The organism is Arthrobacter sp. YAF16, from assembly GCF_052113385.1.
In the GTDB taxonomy this organism is placed as follows: domain Bacteria; phylum Actinomycetota; class Actinomycetes; order Actinomycetales; family Micrococcaceae; genus Arthrobacter.
The window spans coordinates 1-369 of sequence record NZ_JBFRDC010000020.1 but is presented as its reverse complement, the minus strand read 5'-3'; the positions used below and the strand labels follow the sequence as shown (position 1 = coordinate 369).

The 369-nt window shown below is 66.4% G+C and carries 1 protein-coding gene; it reads left to right on the top strand.

Annotated elements, in window-relative coordinates; genetic code table 11:
* A partial coding sequence (locus AB4Y91_RS16755; protein WP_441419547.1) for an alpha/beta hydrolase family protein occupies positions 1–369 on the top strand: 369 nt, incomplete at both ends.

The following is a 369-nucleotide window of genomic DNA, read 5'->3' as shown; positions in this document are numbered from 1 at the left end:
GAGATCAAGAGCTTCGACGGCGAGACGGTCTCGGGCTTCCTCTATCAGCCCGATCCGGCCAAGTTCCCCGGCAAGCGCCCGCTGATCGTCGACATCCACGGTGGCCCCGAAGGCCAGACCCGCCCCGACTTCCTCGGCGGCAACAACTATCTGGTCAACGAGCTGGGCGTGGCGCTGTTCTTCCCCAACGTCCGCGGCTCGTCGGGCTACGGCAAGCGCTTCGTCAATCTCGACAACGGCCCGTTCAAGCGCGAGGACTCGGTCAAGGACATCGGGGCCTTCCTCGACGCCCTGACCAAGGAGCCGGCGCTGGACGCCGACCGCTTCGCGGTCAACGGCGTCTCCTACGGCGGCTACATGTGCTACGCC